This is a genomic window from Acinetobacter sp. 797_lipA, from assembly GCF_058243025.1.
Window position 1 is genome coordinate 2,847,567 of record NZ_JBZAYQ010000001.1, and the last position, 20,098, is coordinate 2,867,664.

Annotated in this window: 16 protein-coding genes; 6 read left to right on the top strand and 10 right to left on the bottom strand. The window is 42.3% G+C overall.

Annotated features, from left to right (window positions below; all coding sequences use genetic code 11):
• Positions 1–2 precede the first annotated feature (2 nt).
• On the bottom strand, positions 3–824 hold the full coding sequence (locus AC4CU2_RS14190; RefSeq protein WP_490768977.1) for a 3'-5' exonuclease: 822 nt from the start codon (positions 822–824) through the stop codon (positions 3–5).
• A 22-nt stretch (positions 825–846) separates the two neighbouring features.
• The gene (cysM, locus tag AC4CU2_RS14195; protein ID WP_178928315.1) at positions 847–1,776 is read right to left on the bottom strand and encodes a cysteine synthase CysM; all 930 of its coding nucleotides are present in this window, start codon (positions 1,774–1,776) and stop codon (positions 847–849) included.
• Between the two features lie 153 nt (positions 1,777–1,929).
• On the opposite strand from cysM, the gene AC4CU2_RS14200 reads away from it, so the two are divergent.
• The 5 genes from AC4CU2_RS14200 to rsfS all read left to right on the top strand — a co-directional run bounded on the left by AC4CU2_RS14200 (position 1,930) and on the right by rsfS (position 7,845).
• On the top strand, positions 1,930–4,743 hold the full coding sequence (locus AC4CU2_RS14200) for a GacS-like sensor histidine kinase (protein WP_490768978.1): 2,814 nt from the start codon (positions 1,930–1,932) through the stop codon (positions 4,741–4,743).
• A gap of 113 nt (positions 4,744–4,856) precedes the next feature.
• Positions 4,857–5,645 carry a crotonase/enoyl-CoA hydratase family protein gene (locus tag AC4CU2_RS14205; protein WP_005400765.1) on the top strand — a complete coding sequence of 263 codons (789 nt, stop codon included), beginning with the start codon at positions 4,857–4,859 and terminating at the stop codon, positions 5,643–5,645.
• Between the two features lie 34 nt (positions 5,646–5,679).
• Positions 5,680–6,555 carry an NAD(P)-dependent oxidoreductase gene (locus AC4CU2_RS14210; RefSeq protein ID WP_078388731.1) on the top strand — a complete coding sequence of 292 codons (876 nt, stop codon included), beginning with the start codon at positions 5,680–5,682 and terminating at the stop codon, positions 6,553–6,555.
• Between the two features lie 15 nt (positions 6,556–6,570).
• Positions 6,571–7,365 (top strand): hydroxypyruvate isomerase family protein, encoded by a 795-nt coding sequence (locus AC4CU2_RS14215; RefSeq protein WP_078388732.1) that lies wholly within the window; start codon positions 6,571–6,573, stop codon positions 7,363–7,365.
• 75 nt (positions 7,366–7,440) lie between these two features.
• Complete coding sequence (gene rsfS, locus AC4CU2_RS14220; protein ID WP_004692321.1) at positions 7,441–7,845, top strand: ribosome silencing factor; 405 nt, start codon at positions 7,441–7,443, stop codon at positions 7,843–7,845.
• Between the two features lie 47 nt (positions 7,846–7,892).
• Here rsfS and AC4CU2_RS14225 read toward each other — a convergent pair whose 3' ends face one another.
• The 6 genes from AC4CU2_RS14225 to AC4CU2_RS14250 all read right to left on the bottom strand — a co-directional run bounded on the left by AC4CU2_RS14225 (position 7,893) and on the right by AC4CU2_RS14250 (position 13,759).
• Complete coding sequence (locus tag AC4CU2_RS14225; protein ID WP_490768979.1) at positions 7,893–8,501, bottom strand: hypothetical protein; 609 nt, start codon at positions 8,499–8,501, stop codon at positions 7,893–7,895.
• Between the two features lie 16 nt (positions 8,502–8,517).
• The gene (locus AC4CU2_RS14230; RefSeq protein WP_490768980.1) at positions 8,518–9,855 is read right to left on the bottom strand and encodes an ammonium transporter; all 1,338 of its coding nucleotides are present in this window, start codon (positions 9,853–9,855) and stop codon (positions 8,518–8,520) included.
• A 184-nt stretch (positions 9,856–10,039) separates the two neighbouring features.
• Positions 10,040–10,741 (bottom strand): XAC2610-related protein, encoded by a 702-nt coding sequence (locus tag AC4CU2_RS14235; protein WP_490768981.1) that lies wholly within the window; start codon positions 10,739–10,741, stop codon positions 10,040–10,042.
• A gap of 97 nt (positions 10,742–10,838) precedes the next feature.
• Complete coding sequence (locus tag AC4CU2_RS14240) at positions 10,839–12,293, bottom strand: NAD(P)(+) transhydrogenase (Re/Si-specific) subunit beta (RefSeq protein WP_004692329.1); 1,455 nt, start codon at positions 12,291–12,293, stop codon at positions 10,839–10,841.
• Positions 12,294–12,296: 3 nt separating this feature from the next.
• Positions 12,297–12,620 carry a proton-translocating transhydrogenase family protein gene (locus AC4CU2_RS14245; protein ID WP_004692331.1) on the bottom strand — a complete coding sequence of 108 codons (324 nt, stop codon included), beginning with the start codon at positions 12,618–12,620 and terminating at the stop codon, positions 12,297–12,299.
• An 11-nt stretch (positions 12,621–12,631) separates the two neighbouring features.
• Positions 12,632–13,759 carry an NAD(P) transhydrogenase subunit alpha gene (locus tag AC4CU2_RS14250; protein ID WP_004979125.1) on the bottom strand — a complete coding sequence of 376 codons (1,128 nt, stop codon included), beginning with the start codon at positions 13,757–13,759 and terminating at the stop codon, positions 12,632–12,634.
• 1,062 nt (positions 13,760–14,821) lie between these two features.
• Here AC4CU2_RS14250 and AC4CU2_RS14255 point away from each other — a divergent pair.
• The gene (locus AC4CU2_RS14255) at positions 14,822–16,012 is read left to right on the top strand and encodes an MFS transporter (protein ID WP_490768982.1); all 1,191 of its coding nucleotides are present in this window, start codon (positions 14,822–14,824) and stop codon (positions 16,010–16,012) included.
• Positions 16,013–16,074: 62 nt separating this feature from the next.
• On the opposite strand, the gene AC4CU2_RS14260 is transcribed toward AC4CU2_RS14255, so the two are convergent.
• Positions 16,075–16,719: a HEPN domain-containing protein gene (locus AC4CU2_RS14260; protein WP_262470229.1), complete on the bottom strand. Its 645-nt coding sequence runs from the start codon at positions 16,717–16,719 to the stop codon at positions 16,075–16,077.
• A gap of 731 nt (positions 16,720–17,450) precedes the next feature.
• Positions 17,451–20,054, bottom strand: coding sequence for a DEAD/DEAH box helicase (locus AC4CU2_RS14265; protein ID WP_490768983.1), 2,604 nt, complete (start codon positions 20,052–20,054; stop codon positions 17,451–17,453).
• Positions 20,055–20,098 lie beyond the last annotated feature (44 nt).

Sequence of the window (20,098 nt, forward strand, 5' to 3'; positions counted from 1 at the left end):
ACCTAAAGATGGGAAGGAGAAAAATCGGCAGCGGTAAAAGCCGTCTGCTGTGAGGTCTCGCGCCACACCGACAAAAAGTCTTGATGCTGCGGTTGAGCCTGTAAAAACTGGATGGTTTGATCGATAAAGTGACGGTGGTCTTGAGCGAGCAATTGCCCTTTGAGCAAGAGCCACCGCAAATACACCAACCATGTATTTAGCACATCACCTTCACAATAACTGGTGAGTTTGAGCCATTCCTGCGCCTGAACATATTCAGGTACATGATAAGCCCCATCGCCTCGTTTACCGGGATACCCCAATAAATGGGCAACATCATCTAGCTTTTGGAAATGACGCCCATTAAACATTGCCATCACATCCATCAGGTCGATGTGTCGCTGATGATAACGGTTCTGATAGTTATTATAGCGCTTTTGTGTGTCAATTTCGCCCTGATCGAACAAAGCAGGTGCAGTTAAACCATGATACATGGCGCGAAGCATAATTACAGGTAAGTCAAACTGAGCACCATTCCAGCTCACTAAAGTTGGTAAGCGCTTATTAAATATTGATAAAAACTTACTGAGGATTTCTGCTTCCGAATATTGCTCACGGCTAAAAGAAAAAAGTTTCATCTGGCCTTGGTCATCCAACCACAAGCCTGAAATACACACAATTTCATGCAAAGCCAAACGCTGAAAATCCATACCTGATTCTTGGCGACGCAATTTGGTCAGTGCCGCCTCCAAATCAGCCTCAGGCAAATCTAAACCATATAAATGCGCCCCCGATCTCAAATCAGTCATTGTTTCAATATCAAAGGTGAGAACAGGTAAACGCATAGCAGGACTCTCTTTTATTGTTTTATTCAGGATCAACCACAGAGAAAAGACCCGTCGATAAATAACGGTCACCACGGTCACAAATAATGCACGCAATGATGGCACCAGGGTTTTCTTCAGCAATTTTAATTGATGCCCACACCGCACCACCTGAAGAAGTTCCTGCGCTAATCCCTTCTTTTTGCGCCAATTTACGCATAGTTTTTTCCGCTTCAATTTGCGGAATATCAATAATCTGATCAATTCGACTGCGGTCAAAAATCGTTGGTAAATATTCTTCCGGCCAACGGCGAATCCCAGCGATACTTGAACCATCCGATGGCTGTAGGCCAATAATTTGAATGTTGGGGTTCATCTCTTTGAGATATTTAGAGACCCCCATAATGGTACCTGTAGTACCCATTGAACTCACAAAGTGAGTGATTTTGCCACCTGTTTGCTGCCAAAGTTCAGGCCCAGTCGTTAAATAGTGTGCTTCAACATTATCAGGATTACCAAACTGATTGAGTACGTACCCTTTGCCTTCTTCTTGCATTTGCAAAGCCAAATCACGTGCACCTTCCATGCCCTGTTCTTTGGTCACTTCAATCAGTTCCGCGCCATAAGCACGCATGGCATCTTTACGCTCTTGGCTCATGTTGTTGGGCATAATCAGTTTCATCTGATAGCCACGCATCGCAGCAACCATCGCCAATGCAATGCCAGTATTTCCACTGGTCGCTTCAATCAAGGTATCGCCCGGCTGGATTTGCCCTCGCTTTTCCGCTTGCATAATCATGTTATACGCGGGACGGTCCTTGACAGAACCTGCGGGGTTGTTGCCTTCTAACTTTGCCAATACTGTTGCTTGAGTGTGACTTGCCAGACGCTGTAAACGCACCAGTGGAGTTTTTCCCACATAGTGATCTAACAAAAATTCGTCTGCTTTAAAATCAGTGGATGTAGTACTCATTCTTTTTACCTTGATCGAGGTGCGCCTATTGTATGGAAAAATGCCAGTCCCTGCACCCATTTAGCGTGCTTTTTCGTGAAAGTGACTAAAGCACCATCGATTTTTTATAAAGCGTGCTACACTTCAAAGCATAGGGAATAAATCACTTGCACCATGTCAAATATCAATAAAAAGTTATTTAATCGTCTGCACTTAAACCATGCTTATGGACAGCTCATTGCACTTATTTTTGTGCCGATTATGATTTTGGCCTGTGTAGGTGCATTACTGGTCATTACCGAAACTTCAAATGCCGCCAAAGCCCAGCAGCGACAAATGGCGATAGCGATTTTAACGCGCTACCAACTGGATGCAGAAGCAGCAATCAATTTGGTGAATGCCTCCCCTTGGCAGTATGAAAATGCACGTTATTTGATGCAAAAAATGTTAGATGAAAAACATCTGATTCGTGCCGCAATTATTGATGACAAAGGCAATAACAAACTCAGCATTGGCTACCAAGACCAAGCGCCGTGGCCTGCGCTGAAAAAAAATACTGATTTTTTTGGCCCAATGAATTTTAAAGGTAATACAGTATATGGTTTGCCCATCAACCAATTTACAGGCACGCCTGCGCAGTTGGTGGTTGAGTTAGATAACCAGCCCTTACAAATTGCCCGTTATCGCGTGTTGATTGTGTTGATTGCGACAGGTCTGTTGACACTATTACTACTTTTACTCTGTTTAAATTTCTACTCGCGTCGCTGGATTGCGCCGATGTATGAAATTCGCATGCAGCTGCAACGTTTAAATGCCGACACCCTCGATCAACACATGCTGATTAACAGCACCGGTGAATTACGCTTACTACAGCGCGATATTGCCAATGTGGTGAAACGCCTGCATTTTAGTTTTTTAGAATTGAAAGAACACACTGAGCAAACGGAAGACGATTTACGTCGAACCCTTGACACTTTAGAAGTGCAAAACATTACCTATCGTCAAGCGCGTGACCAAGCCATTTCAGCAAGTCAGTCCAAGTCTGTATTCTTGGCCAATATCAGCCATGAACTGCGCACGCCACTGAACAGTATTGATGGTTTTATTCACCTGTTACTGCGTCAAGACAACCTCAACAATGATCAAAACCTGTATTTACAAACCATCCGAAAATCATCTGCACACTTACTGGCACTGATTAATGATGTTTTAGATTTTTCAAAAATTGATGCAGGTAAACTAGAACTCGATACTGCAACTTTTGATTTAGAAGAAGCAATTTTTGATGTTATGGATATGCTGTCTCCTCTTGCTGCACAAAAGCATATCGATATGGCCTTTTACTATGCCGACAATGTGCCAAAGCATGTGGTTGGAGATGCCCTACGCTTCAAACAAATTTTAACCAACCTGATTTCCAATGCCATTAAGTTTACTCCTGATGGTGAGATCATCGTCCGCGCAAGAATGGAACAAGATGATATTGGACAGTGCCTATTGCACTTTAGTGTACAAGACAGCGGTATCGGACTCAGTGGAACCGACCGTAAAAAACTGTTTGAGTCTTTCTCGCAAGGCGATGCTTCGGTCACGCGTCAATTTGGCGGTACAGGTCTGGGCTTAGCGATTTCCAAACAGCTGGTGCATTTGATGCAGGGGCAAATTGGATTTGAGGACAACCAAGAACGCGCGCCAACCGAAAAAGGTTCCACCTTCTGGTTTACGGCCATGTTTATGGTTAATGAAGAAGATGAGTACGTTGAGCATCCTCAGTTTAGCGACATGCAAGTGGTTTCGTATTTGGCACATCCTGCAACGGCCAATATTCTGCGTCATTATCTTGAAGACTATGCTGTGGAGCACATCGAATCGAGTTCAATTTTAGACTTGTTCAGTCACCTCAACAGACTGCCTCAAGATGTGGAAAACACATGGTTGATTGTTGACCATAGTGGGGATACCGAAGCTTTATTAAAAGAAATTCGTCAACGTTATAGCGGTAACCTTGCGGTTTATGGTTACCAGATGTCACTCGATTTGACTACGCTGAATGAGTATCGCGCACGACCATTATACCAACCGCTCAGTCGGAGTGCTTTGATTCAATTACTCAGCAATCAACCGCTATTTGAAGAAGACGAAATGGAGTCATTCAATGGTCAAGGCTTACATATTTTAGCGGTAGATGACCATCTCCCTAACCTGATTGTCCTTGAAGCCCTGCTAGGCGAGTTGAATGTCACGACAACAAAAGCTTTAAGCGGTCAACAAGCCTTAGAGATTTTACAAGAGCGCGCTGAACACGACAGCAAAGCTTTTGATTTGATATTTATGGATATTCAAATGCCTGTCATGTCGGGTGTCGACACCACACGTGCCATTCGGGCGCTAGAGTCAACCATTGAAAATCATAAGCGTTTGCCCATTATTGCCCTCACCGCACATGCATTGGCGGACGAAAAACAAAAACTACTGCAAGTCGGCATGGATGACTATGTCACCAAACCGATTCAAATTGATCAGCTCATTCAAATCCTGACCCATTGGACCACTGACCGTTTCAACAAAGGCTCACCTGTTGAAAAAGCCATCGTGATTGAAGCACTCGATCCGAAGGTACTCGACTGGCAGCAAAGCTTACAGTTAGCCGCCAATAAAGAAGACTTAGCAGTCGACTTACTGCGTATGTTAATGGATAGTTTTGATACTGAGCTACATGAAATGAAGCAGTTGATTGAAATGGAAGATTTCCCACAATTAGAACATGTGCTACACCGTCTGTATGGTGCAACACGCTATGTCGGTGTACCCAACTTACAAGAAGCAACAGGAACATTTGAACAGTTTGTTTCAACCTTACGTAAAGAACGTCGTAAAGCAGATAAACAATTTGTTCAAGAAACCATAAAGCGCTTCAATGAACTCAAAGTTGTGATTGAACAAGTACAACATGCGGCACAGCAAATTCTAATCAAACATAGTCCATAAAACATTCAAAAGAGCATGACACCAAAGGTAAGTTTCGACGTGACTCTTGGTGTCATTTATCCGCAGGGGAGCTATGCTATGCTCCGTGCGAGCAAAAAATAAGAGTTCTCATCATGGCTTTACTTCGCATTGAAAACAAAAACGGCATTGCCACTGTTTCACTTAACCGTCCAGACAAACGCAATGCGATGAGTTTCGACCTGTTGCGCGAATTGGTTAAAACTGCTGAAAAAATTAAAAAAGACCGTAGCATTCGCTGTGTCATCCTTACTGGTGAAGCGCAAGTCTTTAGTGCAGGCATTGATCTTGCCGATTTGAACAATCCGAAGAATCGCGCCTATGCCGCGTGGGAACTGATCAAACCGGGACAAAGCCTCTTTCAAAAAGCCTTCCTGATTTGGCAAGAACTGCCTGTTCCTGTGATTGCCGCGATTGAAGGATTTTGCTTTGGCGCTGGTATGCAACTGGCTTTAGCGGCGGATATTCGTGTCGCACACCCTGCAACCCAAATGTCGATTATGGAAAGCCGTTGGGGACTGGTCCCGGATATGGGACTGACGCGCTCTTTGAAAGGTCTAATCGGACTAGATCTTGCCAAAGAATTAACGCTTACGGCGCGTATTTTCGATGCAACTTATGCCAAAGAAATTGGCTTAGTCACACATCTTGATGAATCACCGCTTGCTAAAGCTCAAGCCATTGCAGAAGAAATGTTACAACGCTCACCAGATGCGCTCATGGCCTCAAAATATGTGCTAGATGCCATGCAGCATGAGCCTAAAAAATCCTTACGTTTGGAAAAAATTTGGCAGCTCAAATTACTGTTAGGTAAAAATAGCCAAATCGCACGTAAAAAAGATAAACAACCCGACGTGCAGTATCTACCACGCCAATACAAATAACAGTATTTAAGCACTGACAATCAAAGAGGGTCCCATGAGTTTCGATCGACACACTAAAATTGCATTTCTCGGCATGGGACTCATGGGCAGCCGTATGGCCACCCGCTTACTTCAAGCGGGTTTCGAAGTCGCTGTATGGAACCGTACCCGCAGTGCCTGCGATGCACTCATTGATTTGGGGGCGACAGACTTAGCGCTACAAAACATTGCCGACTACCCTGTAGTTCTGACCTGTTTAGCCGACGACAAAGCCGCACTCAGCGTTTATGAACAAATCGAACCGTTTTTGACGGCGAAGCAAGTGATTATCGACTTTTCCAGTCTTTCGGTGGAGCAAACCCTGAGCCTTGCAGCACGTGCCGAACAAAAACAGGTGCAATGGATCGACTCGCCTGTTTCAGGGGGGATTGTCGGAGCAGAGCAAGGCACACTGGTGATCTTTGCAGGAGGCGATGCACAGACGATTCAAGACTTGTCTTTGATTTATAATATCTTGTCACAACGTGTCACCTGTATGGGCAATACTGGAACAGGACAAGCCACCAAAATTTGTAATCAACTGATTGTGGCAGCCAATAGCACGCTGATTGCAGAAGCAGTTGCTTTAGCAGCCAAAGCTGGCGTGGACACTCGCTTACTTGCACCTGCGCTTGCAGGCGGTTTTGCCGATTCGAAACCCTTTCAAATTTTAAGTCCACGTATGGCGACTCACCTGTTTGAGCCCGTACAGTGGAAAGTTCAAACCCTGTCCAAAGACTTGAACAATGCTGTGCAGCTTGCTGCGCAGCACCAACTCGACATTCCTGTTGCAGCGCGAGCACTTCAGCAATTGCAAGCACACCAACAACAAGGCTATGCTGAAGCTGATCTTGCCTCAGTCATATTACAAGTAGAACAACAAGCCAAATAAAATTAGGAGAAAATCATGACCAAACTTGCTGTAAATTTATCCATGATTTTTACCGAAGTACCGCTGCTTGAGCGTTTTGCTTTGGCTCAAACCGCAGGCTTTAAACATGTGGAAATCCAATTTCCCTATGAACTCAGCATTGAACAAATTCAAACTCAGCTTACGCTTCATAACTTAAGCCTCTGCCTCATTAACGTTCCTGCGGGCGACTTAATGACCGGTGGCAATGGACTCGCAGGAGTCCCAGGCAAAGAGCTAGAGTTTCATCACGCTCTTCAGTTAGCAGTGCAATATGCCAGCGCACTCAAAGTGCCAAGTGTGAATATCCTTGCTGGCAAACAACCCCTAGATGCCGACCTACTGCCCTGTTTAAATACCTTATCCAAGAACCTGAAACTGGCCTGCCATATGTTCAGTGAACATGACATTCAGCCTGTATTTGAAATGATCAACGGCACCGATATGCCGCGCTTCTTAGTGCAAAATATTGCCCAAGCACAGGAAATGCTAGAAGCAGTACAACACCCTGCACTTAAAATGCAATACGACTGCTATCACATGGCCATGATGGGTGAAGATGTGTTGCAAGGACTACAAGAAAATATTCAAGCTATTGGTCACATCCAATTTGCAGACTGTCCGGGGCGGCATGAGCCAGATACTGCACAAATTATGTATGCAAATATTTTTGAATGGCTACAACACAGCAGTTATGACGGTTTTATTGCGGCTGAATATCGACCAAAAACTGTTTCAACTCAGTCCTTTGCATGGAAGGCAAAATACTTTGCTGCACATCCTCAAAGTTGAACCATTGCGGATTTGAAATTTTCGCCTAAAAACGCTATATTATAAGATGAGTTATTGTCCGGAAAAATTCCCTTTATGAATTTAGAACCATCGCCCAGCGCTTCTAATTCTCACGATTTCGCAATGAATACCCAAGCTGCCGACGTACAAGCTTGCTTAAAAGTTGTACATGAAGCCCTTGAAGATGTAAAAGCAAAAGATATTTTAGCGATTGATGTCAGCCTAATCAGCAACGTCGCTGATGCAATTGTGATTGCAAGCGGTACATCAACGCGTCACATCAAAGCACTTGCTGATAACGTTGCTGAAGAAGCACGTAAAGCAGGTTTTCGCCCTCTCGGTGTCGAAGGCGAACGTGATGCAGAATGGATCTTGATTGATCTTGGCTTTGTTGTTGTGCACGTGATGTTGCCAACAGCACGTCGTTTCTACGACCTAGAAAGCCTTTGGCGTGCAGCCCCAGAAGAAACTGTAGCCTAATATGAAAAGAGCGACCTGAAGGTCGCTTTTTTTATGTCTAATTTTATTTAAATTAAGCGATGCATATCGACCATTGGGTAACGCTCTTTCACTTGGCGCTTCACGTGGGCATAGAGTTGATCTGCTTTTGCAGGACCATAAAACTCACAATAATTTTCATAACAGACTGTCAAGATCTGCGCATATTGAGTCATGGGCAAAGCTTCGAGCACCGCTCGATCATTCAAGGCCTGATACCTATCAATCACAATGGATAAAGCCTCTAGCTGCATTTTCACTTCACGCTCAAACTCCTGCACATCAACGGCTTTGACTGCTTGACAGATATTTTGCATAAAAAACGTCAATGCATCGAGTAACACTGCTCCCCCTTGTTCGCTTTTCGATGCTTTTGCAGAGGGATTCAACAAAACCTGTTTTTCAACTTGGGCCATCTCGGCCAAGACATTTTTGAGCATGTCCTTTCGAAAGTAACGCAATTCCTCTGTGGTGCAAATTTCACTCAAAAAACGATTCAGGACAAAGGAGGGTTGATCACCATATTTCGCTTCCCAGTGATTCAATACTTGCTCTAAAAGTGTTCCTTGTAAGTACCGACTCAGTCCACGCTCGATCGCTTGGCGTTTTTGTAAAATAGTTAATGTTTCAGTCGACATGAGCTATCCTCTTTCATTAATGACGTTTGGTCATATCATCAGTTTCAAACGTCACATCACGCTGAAACTCGGGATAAGACAGTTCTGCATGTTCGGTATAGTCCAAGCCACGTTGTTCATGTTGTTTACTCACCCGCAAACCACCAAGAACGAGGTCCAAGACTTTAAAGACGATCAATGCCACACCAAAACCCCACGCAAAGGCTGTCAAAATCCCCAAGCCTTGTACCGCAATGATCCCCGCATTAAACATATTGTTTTCAAAAAATAGCCCCGCAGCCAATGTACCCCACGCCCCACAAAAACCATGTACAGTCACCGCATCAACTACATCATCCAAGCGAAGTTTTTCCATCACCACTGGTAAAATACTGACCAGCACACCTGCAACCGCACCACTGATGATGGCATACACTGGACTCATGGTTGCACAGCCCGCCGTAATTGCAACCAGTCCACCCAAAGAGGCATTAATGGTGCCGCGCATTAAAATTGCTTTACCACGTATTAGGGTATAAACCATATAGGCAACTGCCGAAGCACACGCCGCCAAATGCGTATTCAAGGCAATCCGCCCAATACTCACATCCGCCTTCACAGTAGAGGCCGCATTAAAACCAAACCATGCCAACCATAGAACAAAACCGCCTAGCGCCACCAACGGTAAATTATGCCCTGCCAAATAATGGACCTGTCCATTGCGCCCAAACCGCCCTAAACGGGGTCCCAGCACGATAATTCCAGCTAAGGCCACCCATCCACCAATCGAATGCACCACTGTTGAACCAGCAAAGTCGATGAAGCCCATGGCTTTTAGCCAACCTTCACCATCAAATAAGCTCCCCCAAGCCCATGCACCAAAAATCGGGTAGATCAAACCACTGACCACCGCAGCACTCACGATATACGCCACAAAGTGAATCCGCTCAGCCATCGCCCCACTGGCAATCGTCGTGGCTGTGGCAGCAAACATCATTTGAAAGAACAAGAGGTTCCAGTGCCAGTCATCCATGGCATTGGGGGCAAAATGTGAGGTTCCTATCCAGCCACTCGAATTGACACCAAACATCAAACCAAAGCCAACCAACCAAAAGACCAAGCCCCCTAAACACGCATCCATATAATTTTTCATGAGTACATTAATGGTGTTTTTAGAGCGCACCGAACCACTTTCAATCAGGGCAAAACCTGCTTGCATGAAAAACACCAAAATGCCACCGAGCACCACCCATACACTGTCAAGCGAGAGACGAATTTCTTGAATATTTTGAGCCTGTGCGGGCAGGGGCTCTGCAGCAAAACTGGGTAAAGTAATACAGCACACAAAGAAGAGTAAGTATTTTATTTTTTTCATGAATAATCCCCCAAAGATTATTCATCTCAACTGCAAAATCAATGCCAGTGTTCCAACACCTTACAGATATTTAATCATGATCCATGCCCACCAATATAAATGGACAATTCAAACAAGGTGAAAAAATGATACACCATACAAGAAGTCAAAATGAATTTATAAGCTAATTGCTAAAATATGGCTTTTAGTTTTTATAGTACTCATCCACAGCATAATAGTGGACCTTCTCTATCCAACGACCACGATTCAGCATTCGCTCCGTCACTTTAACCTTTCCCTCTTGAACTGTTGCATCTTCAATAAATTCTTTAACTAGACTCAAGCCGTGTTTAGGAATCACGATATATTCCGAACGGATGTGATAACAACACCCACTTTTATTGAAGGTTAATATTCTTTTCTGTTTTGGATCGACCTCAAACATGCCCAGATTTTCATGGGTTAAGGCCGACAACTCCTCACTCAGAAAAAATTCATTCTTGGTTCGATGAAAGACATAAACATCGTAGGTTGGTCCACCATAGGCACCATAGTTACCATTACGGATGGCGACATCCTCACTCCCATCAAAGTTAAAGTCAGCAAAAATTAATGCGCTTTGCTCACCATAAAGCTGCACCACATTGACAGACGGTTTGTAAGTTTCGTCCAAATCCATCGTCAATTCAGCCGAGGAAAAATACTGAAAGTGCTGTGTTATCCCTTTTAGGTAAAGATCAATATTGGCTTGTCCATCACAGCTATTGTCCATACAGTTCGTCGTCATTTTTACATCATAGCGTTTCGATGCATTTTTTATTTCGAAGACCTGAGCCTGAGTAGCTTGACTCAAAACGCACACACCAAATATCAGCAGTACCTGAAACCTGATCTGATTTATGTTCATATTGTTTTCTTATTGAAAAGATACACATCATCTTAGCAAAAGCTGCAAACATAAAAAAACCACCCGAAGGTGGTCTTTATACACTCTAGGAGGAGGATTAGTGTCCACCACCATTGATTGCTTTGGTCATATCTTCAACCACTTTTTTCGCATCACCGAAGATCATCATGGTTTTTTCGTTATAGAACAAATCGTTGTCTAGACCTGCATAACCTGTCGCCATAGAACGTTTGATGACCATAATGGTACGTGCTTTATGTGCTTCAAGAATTGGCATGCCATAAATTGGAGATGTTGGGTCGTCTTTCGCCGCAGGGTTCACCACGTCGTTCGCACCAATCACAAGCACCACATCTGTTGCAGGGAAGTCAGAGTTAATCTCATCCATCTCTAAGATGTCTTCATACGCCACGTCTGCTTCAGCCAAAAGTACGTTCATGTGACCCGGCATACGACCAGCCACTGGGTGAATGGCGAAGCGAACTTTTACACCTTGTTCTTTCAAGATTTCACACAGTTCTTTCACCGCATTTTGTGCACGACCTTGCGCCATACCATAACCTGGTACGATCACAACGCTGTCTGCATTTGACATCAAGAAGCCAGCGTCATCTGCTGAACCAGAACGATGGTTACGCTGTGCTTGTTCGCCTTTGTCCGCAGAAGCTACCGCTGTACCGCCCATTGCACCACCAAACAAAACGTTGATGATTGAACGGTTCATGGCTTTACACATGATGTAAGACAGAATCGCACCTGAAGAACCCACCAGTGAACCCGCAACGATCAACATATTGTTTTCAAGTGTGAAACCAATACCTGCTGCTGCCCAGCCAGAGAAGGAGTTCAATAGCGATACCACCACCGGCATATCACCACCACCGACTGGTGCAATCCACACCCAACCGAATGCAAGAGCAAGTGCAGTCATAGCCCAAAATGCATTCATGTTGCCTGTTGTGAAGAAATACACACCACACGCCAACATTGCAAGGAAAATCAGTGCTTGTACAGGTTTAACCCATGCACCAGAAATGGTTTTCGCCCATTTTTTTGCAGCCAATTTACCATAAGCAAATACAGACGCTGTAAAGGTAATCGCACCGACGAAACAGCCCACGAACAATTCAAATAAATGAACCTTGCTCATGTGTGCATGTTGCACACCCGCAGCAGTTAATGCAGCTTCATTTTGTGCAAATAACGCAGTCAGTTGGTTGTTATGTAGAATTGCAGCAATCGCAATCAATACCGCAGCCAAGCCCACCAAAGAGTGCATCAATGCGACCGTTTCAGGCATCTGCGTCATAGGTACAGTACGCGCACGGGCAATACCCACTATCGCACCCAGCACCATCGCACCGCCAATCATCCAAATCACAGGATGATCTGCCACAAAGAAGGTGGTCACTACAGCAATCGCCATTGCGATCATGCCGTAACGGTTACCTTGAATCGCCGTCTTCGGGCCAGACAAACCACGTAAAGTTAAGATAAAGAGGACAGCACCAATCAGGTAGAACCAATCCGCATAGTCTCGAATGAATTCCATATATTAGCCCTCTTTTTTCTTTTGCTTTGGCTTGAACATTTCAAGCATGCGCGCAGTTACTGCGAAGCCACCAAAAATATTGATACTTGCTAAGAACACCGCAATCGCACCTAAGATGCTCACGACATTCACACTTTGGAATGCAACATTCGCATCAACACCAATTGCAGGAATCCCCACCGTTTGAATCATTGCACCCACCACGATGATCGATGACAACGCATTGGTTACTGCCATAAGCGGTGTATGTAGTGCTGGCGTAACGCCCCACACGACATAGTAGCCTACAAAGATGGCAAGGACGAAAATTGTAATTGTTTCAACCATGATCTATCTCCTTAACCACGCTTCAGCAGTACTTGACCGCCATGAGTTACTAGAAGGGCTTTTTGAATTTCTTCTTCAGGATTGATAGCAAAGTTTTTCTCTGCATCAAATAAAGTATCTAAGAAGTTCAAGACATTTCGTGCATACAAAGCAGAAGCTTCAGTTGAAACTGTAGAAGGAATGTTTGGAATACCTAAAATGGTTACGCCGTTGTCAGTCACAACATTTTCACCATTCTTAGAACCTTCAACGTTACCGCCTGTTTCAACCGCCATATCGAGGATGATTGAACCTGGTTTCATTTTGGCAACTGTTTCCGCCTTAATCAGACGTGGTGCATTACGACCTGGTAAAAGTGCAGTGGTAATCACGATGTCAGCATTCGATACAGCTTTGTCCACAATAATAGCTTGATCGCGGATATAGTCTTCACCTGGCATCCAACCATAACCGTTTTTCGCAGCATCGGCTGCTTTTTGCTGTTCTTCCGCTGACATAGGTACGTCTAGCCATTTGCCACCCAAAGATTCCACTTGATCTTTCGCAGTCGGACGTAAATCCGTTGCTTCAACCACAGCACCCAAACGTTTTGCTGTCGCAATCGCTTGTAGACCAGCAACACCGACCCCCATGATCACGACACGTGCAGGTTTTACAGTACCCGCAGCCGTCATCAACATTGGGAACATGCGCTGGTACTCTGCCGCAGCAAGAAGCACTGACTTGTAACCCGACAAGTTAGCTTGTGAAGATAATACGTCCATGTTCTGCGCACGAGATAAAGTTCGTGGCAGTAGCTCCAAAGCAAATGCAGACACTTGTTGTGATGCAAATTGATCAAGCTCCGTATTACGGTACGGGTCAAACATGGCAATAACCGATGTATTTGGCGCAAGCTTTTGAATTTCAGCACCCTGAGGGGCACGTACTTTCAAAATCATTTGGCTACCGGTATAGGCATCATCTGTCAGCGTAGCACCGACTTGCTCATAGGCACTGTCGATATAAGCAGCTTTCACACCCGCTCTACGTTCAATTACTACACTATGACCAGCACTGATCAACTTTTTTACCGTTTCTGGCGTTGCGGCTACACGATTTTCACCGACGACAGTTTCGGCTGGAATTCCGATCTGCATGAGCGTCCCTCAAGCTAGTTTTTCTTAAAGTAAACATCACCGATTAGGCAATGTTTTCTCACAGGATGTTCTTATGAATTTTTGGATTCTAATGAAACTTTTTTAAAATACCACCCACTATTTATTTAATAAATACCCATATACTGAACTGGTGATTCATAAAAAATATTGGGTGATATCTCGTTTATTTACTTTGAATCCGCTTAAAAATTGATTTATTTCTATTCAAATTCTGAGCTACAGATCTTTTTACACTAAAATCTGCACTTTTTTTGCACAAAACCAAGTCCTTTAATTCCGCAGTATTGATCTTTTTGACCAATCCAAGAATATGAACCACCACGTTCACATTAACCCGAACCTGTCATTCATCGAGCTTTACCATCTGCCGTCGCGCAAACTTTGCAGGCATTGACTTGAATGACAGTTTTGCCCCATTTGCAAAAGCTTAGAATTGGCCTGTTCCTATGTTTCATCGATCAAAAATGCCAATGCTCAAAATTTAGTCCAACTGAAACGTGTATTTGAAGTGGATCATATAAAAATACGAGGAAGGATTAATCACGTTTAAATAGATCTAAAACGCGGAACGACCAACAAAAATGTTTTTTTCATATTTTATGGGATGATAATGGCGTGCATTGACGCACTAGCCTTAAGCAAAAATGCACCATAATTGAGCAAAACCACCTTAAATAGATGAATATTTCAGTAATTTGTCCCAAATCTTTGATGTGCAAGATGAGTAAAAATGATCGAATGCAACAATTTCATACAAAATAGACGGGTGCGTTCAGAATTTTTTAAAGATTTTTATTATTTTTTGACAGGAAATTCTAAATATCATCATTTTTTGATTGTATTAGATGAAAACGTCGGCCTGAGAACAGGTCATGCTATTTTCTGTGTCTTGATCTTCGACTCATTTTTGATGCGGTCATTTCTCACCTGTTTTAGGCTTTTGTCCCAGCTTCGTATACAATTTCTGAAACGATGCATCTATTTAACTCAAGCACGATGTAAACGTCATTCTAAAAAATACTCCCTCATCAAAGGCTCATTATGAATACTTCTTTCGACATCAGTCGAGACAAATCTCTGCTCTGGCTGATGGCAATTGTCTGCGGCTTATGTGCAGGGGCAAACTATTATTGCCAGCCTTTGATTTCCTCTATTCAGCAAAGCTTTCAAGCACCAGAAGAACAAGTGGCTTTGACCGTGACCTTTGCGCAAGTTTCCTATGCTTTGGGTTTACTGTTCATTGTGCCCTTAGGCGACATGCTGAACAAAGCCAAACTGATTCCATTCCTGATGTTTGGCGCATCTGCTGGGCTGTTTATCTGTGCGACATCCACAAACTTATCGATGCTCTGGTTAGGCACCATTATTACAGGACTCTTTTCAGTTGCAGCACAAGTGCTGATTCCTCTGGCTACGATGGCAGTCAAACCTGAAAAAACGGGAGAAGTGGTCGGTTTCCTTATGAGTGGCTTATTGGTCGGGATTTTACTGTCGACCAGTGTGGCTGGATTACTCTCAGACTTATGGCACTGGAAAATGATTTATGTGCTGAGTGGCATCGCCATGTTTGCTTTGGCTCTTCTGATGAAAGGAAAACTGCCGCAACTACCAAAACTCAAAATCACCTATTTCGACATTTTTAAGTCCATGGGGAGTCTGCTGCAACAAGAGCCTCGTTTGGTGTTTCGCTCAATCACGGGTGGATTTGCTTTTGCTGCCATGAGCATGCTCTTTTCCACCATAGCTCTACTTTTAACCGCTGAGCCATTTCAACTTTCGGATATTTTAGTCGGCGTAGTGACTTTGGTCGGCGTATTTGGCGCACTCTCCACCCAGTGGATTGGTAAATGGGCTGATCGCGGTTATACCTTGCTTTTGACGTGGGTCGGCTGTGGGACTTTAGCCCTCAGTTGGGTGTTCCTATATTTAGGCGGGAGTTCACTCATCAGCTACATCATCGGTTATGCACTGATTAACTTAGGACTTGCAACTACACATAGTTGTAACCAAAACGTGATTTTCCGTTTACGCCCCGATGCGAAGTCGCGGGTGAACTCCATCTATATGACCTTATATTTTATTGGTGGTGCGTGTGGCTCAGCACTGGGTGTCTATGCATGGCATCACGGCGGCTGGACTAGTACATGTTTGGTCGGTATTACACTGGTGATGATGGCGGGTGTCTTTGCTCTGCTGGATACCCTGTATAGCAAAAAACAGGGTATTGCTTAACCCTCAAAAAAGACAGTTTACTCAGTAAACTGTCTTTTTGTTTGGGCACTTCATTTTGAGCGCTAACTGACCTGAGCTACGGGGTAAAAAGGTTTACCCAAGTCGAGACTATCGGCATTCTCCAAAGCAATGTACAGAAATGCGGGCAGCAAAGCCGATAAAATTTGACAGCCATCTTGTAGCTGCTTGCGGTTCAATGAACTCTTATAGGTTGAACCACCATGCATCAGTTGATTTCTCAAGGTATATAAACGGTTAAACACTATCAGTAAAACATCAACCGAATGCTTCTGCTGTAACGCTTTCGCCACTTTCTTCTTTTCTTGTTCAAGCTGAGCCTTACAAACCTCTAAACCAATTTTCTTATTTTGATAGTCCCAATAGCCTTGATAGGTGTATTGATTGTCTAAGAGCATACGAATGGGTTGACTAAACTTGTCCCATAAAATGCTATAAATTCTATGATCGGCATCATGCTGGCAAATTAAATGTAAGAACTGACGTAAACTCTGTTTGTCCTGACTTTGACCCAAGTCTTGTGCATATATCGCATTGAAAGAAATCCAGAGGCTGATAAATTGCAAATCGGGATCATGATCGAGCAGGAATGCTTGCTTTAACCAACTCAGCCCACGATGTATTCTCAGATTAAACTCATCACTCTGTTGTACTTTTTTAGTTTTAAAAATTTCTTCTAAAAGCAACATCGGCTTTTCCTATACTTTATTCTTCTATGTATTCAACATACTGAATGATTAAGCTAAATTCAATTCAATCCTGCTAGGACCATAGTGATTGATAAATCCCACAAGTTCAGTGTGAATGTTCTATCGAAAAAAAACATTCTGTTTTCTATATTTCAATGTATCTAATGAATATTGGCTGCTCCTCTTACCATTAATTATAAATTCTAAGCTTGATAAAAGCAGATAATACCTCTCAATGAATGTATTCCATTTTTGTGATAGTATTACGTGCTATCGGAAATACCTGAATAAAATGAAGCATCGAGTTTCATTTTTCGTCCACTCCCAAAGATCCTCCTATCGGTAATGAATGCATTTCAGCTCATTACATTGTGCTGTATCTTGCTCAATAAATGGATTGACGCTTTGGCTTTGCGACATCTGATTTTCATGTAATTTCCCACATATTTCTTTGCACCGCTTCCGCTCTAAGACATAGGTTGTTCACCATGTCTTTGCAGACAAAAGCTGATAAACACTGATCAAGAGCCTGATTTTTTAATGAATACTGACAAAACCATTGAAACCCCTCAATCTCCACGAATCAGTGTTGCACCGATGATGGATTGGACAAACTAATAAACATTATTATTTAAAAACAATTAATTATAATAATTTTAATTTTTAATGGCGTAAATTTGGTGTAAACTTGCCTTAAATTAATTTAAAGCAAGTTTAAAGGTTTAATTGACTTAATCAGGAATACGATTTAAATATTTTTGAGCAGGCCTATTAGACAGCCACTCATATAGTCCTAAAACATCAGCATTAATTTTAGATAACTCTTCAGCAGCTGTAGCTCTCCATGCTAAGTTTCCAGGACCATCAAATGTTTTTCTTAATTCTCTAATGACATTTAGCGCTTTCTCTGACCATTCAATAAACTCAGAAGCTCCCCAATAGCTTACTCCTTCAAGATGTGGAAGTGCTCCATCTCTTGCGTTCTTCACAGGTGTTAATATGACCGGTAAAATTTTACAATTTCTATATGATTGGTCATGCTCATGCAGCCATTTTGGATGAGATGCTGCTTGCCTTGCTTTACTTGCGCTTAAAGAGGAAGTATTTTCTGCATCAACATGATCTTCAAAAATTATTACGAAGTCACCTTTAAACCACCAAGGATCAGGTGAAGCTTCAGATTCAACTTTATCAGCATTAAAACCGAGATATTTACCAAGTTGAACTTGTGCCATTTCAAATGATTCTGGGTTACTGAGTCCTTTTCTAATTTTTGCCTCATTGACTACAAAATTGGTATTTGAAATCAATCCTAAATTCATCAAATTACTTTCAATTTGCTCAATTTGTTGCATTACCAATAGATTTTTTTGATCTTCTTTTTCTTCATCAGATACAAGCTTCATTTCTCTTGAAAGAGAAGTAAGCCAAGGTATTGCAATAGCTATTTTTTTTGCTTGTAAATAATGTTCACGAGCAACCGCATCAAAACCGGTATGTCCTTCTAAATATGCCTGATCTGCAGCTGAACCAGCATAATACTGCCATAGTGCTCTATAGCCCTTCAAATCAGGATGCTTTAAGAAACTTAGAACCTCTCGTGCTGCTTCTCGTGCTTCTATAGCATCACCACTCCATAAAGCTTTTTGCCACTTAATTTCGTATTTAACAGCATTAGATAATTCTTCCATGGCTGGAAATTGCTCTTGCACAGCAATGGCTCTACTTTCCAAAATCGATTGATTTGCATCCTCCCAATCAGTTTCATGTTCAAAGAAAATTTCAAAATTTTCAATTAAATCTTGTATATCTGCTTCAGTAGATTGGTAAATACCAAATTCAAGTTCTGCTTGGAGTTCGGGATGAAAATATTTTCGTTTTTTTGAATCTGTTAAATAACAGCTTAATTCATCTCCCGTGATTATTACTGCAGAATAATCATTGAGTCCACGAGTACAACGCCCAATAGCTTGTAGAGCCCTCGTCTGAATCCGGTCATTAAATAGTAAGCTAGCTCCCATTTTATTTATGAAAAAACGCTCTTGTAGATTGGTAGATTGAGAAAGTCCATCAACGAATAATAATCTGCAATCATCTTCAGGAAAATCTATACCATCATACCTATTTGCAATTACTGCTACTGCTTGATTCTCTTTAATAAAATCTAACTTACTATTTTCCAACTCGCTTGCGGTAAAAACAGGGAAACCTAAATGTACATCGATATCATTTGAAATTTCTTTAGCAGATTCATTATTAGATGTTAAGACTATGCTACGACCAGCTTTGGTCATTAACGTTCTTCTCAATTGAACTATTTGTTCACTATCTAATGATTTTTCAGGAAAAATAAAAAATCTACGCCCAATACCCTGAGTATCCCAACCAGCAGGAATAGGTAACCTCTTAATATTAGGTCTACCAGTTAATCTCTCTAAGTCTCCCCCTAAACCTAAAGTGGCAGACATATATATTCTTTGCTTCGCATTTGCAAATGGGCTATGTACCCATGTTGGTGGAATTAAAGGTTTAATAAGAATTTCGTTAGATGATACATAAAGTTGGCATGCATTTAGATGATCTTGCAACATACTCCATGCATATTTTTGATCATTTTCATTTGATAAATTAGCATTAATTGCTGCTCTTAAATCTTGAGCAATAGTTAATAATTTTTTTGTAGGTATTTTATCAACCCATGTTGCATCTTCTATACCAGACCATGCTCCTGATAATCTTGCAAAATTTTGTTCGGGTAAAACGGACTTTAAAACTCCCGATATCGCCTTATACAAGATCTGATCACTTTCCTCAGTACGACTAACACTGAAAGTCCAAAGAGATTGTAAATAGTTTTCTGCAGCATGAGCATCATCAATAATAATGACATCAGCATTATTAAAGAAAGGTCTAGTATTGAATAAACTATTATAAGTAGTTACAGCAACTCTATTACCATCTAAATACGCCGACTTTGCATCAGGCGAATAATGTTTAGCTGAACCAACGAAACCTTCAACTTGTAGACCATATTTATTATTCGCCTCTTCCACGACTTGATTTACTAGTTGTCGGGTAGGACATAAGAATACTACTCGTTCGTTAAATTTTCTTCTCCTCCACTCCGCTAATAGCAGGCCAACTAAAGTTTTACCACTACCTGTAGGCAGTTGAATAGCAACGTCTTTCTCATTTAATGCTTGTTCGACATAACTTCTTAAAATTTGACCTTGGTGATCAAATAAGCTTGCATGTTTCCTACGAGGTAAGTCAATGAAAAGTCTATCTGGACTCTCTGGTACAGCTGTTTTTAAAATCGGTTTTTTAAATGCCATAATATAATTTTCCAAAAAATAGATTTATTAAGAATGTATAAACA